Consider the following 728-nt stretch of genomic DNA (forward strand, 5'->3'; position numbering starts at 1 on the left):
GCATGGCGCTCGGGCAGCTCGTGGTCGGTCCGATGAGTGACCGCTGGGGCCGCCGCCGGCCCCTGCTCGTCGGTCTCGCGATCTATGTCGTGGCCACCGCGCTGTGCGCGTTCGCGCCGACCGTCGAACTCCTCGTCGCCTGCCGGCTGGCGCAGGGCCTCGCGGGCGCGGCCGGCATCGTCATCGCGCGGGCAGTCGCCCGTGACCTGTACGACGGCGTGGCCCTGGCCCGCTTCTTCTCGACCCTCATGCTGATCTCCGGCATGGCGCCGATCCTGGCCCCGCTGATCGGCGGTCAGGTGCTGCGGTTCACGGACTGGCGGGGCGTGTTCGTCGTCCTCACCGTCCTCGGCGTGCTGCTGACGGCGCTCGTGTGGACGAAGCTGCCCGAGACGCTGGCCCCCGCCGACCGGCACGGTGGGAACTTCGGCGAGGCCCTCGCGCCGATGCGGCGGCTCCTCGCCGACCGGGTCTTCACCGGCTACATGCTCGCCGGCGGCTTCGCCTTCGCCTCCCTCTTCTCGTACGTCGCGGCCTCCCCGTTCGTCATGCAGGAGATCTACGGCGCCTCCCCGCAGACCTTCAGTCTGCTGTTCGGGCTCAACTCGATCGGCCTGATGATCATGGGCCAGGTCAACGGGAAGATCCTGGTCGGCCGGGTCCGGCTGGACAAGGCGCTCGGCGCCGGACTCGCCGTCGTGGTCGCCGCCGCCACGGCACTGCTGCTG

The 728-nt window shown here is 71.6% G+C and carries 1 protein-coding gene; it reads left to right on the plus strand.

The window, feature by feature from the left end; translation table 11 throughout:
- On the plus strand, positions 1-728 hold a 728-nt coding region (locus LPA54_RS33950), incomplete at both ends, for a Bcr/CflA family efflux MFS transporter (RefSeq protein WP_228984537.1).

It is taken from the genome of Streptomyces sp. DH12, from assembly GCF_020873895.1.
Taxonomy (GTDB): Bacteria; Actinomycetota; Actinomycetes; order Streptomycetales; family Streptomycetaceae; genus Streptomyces.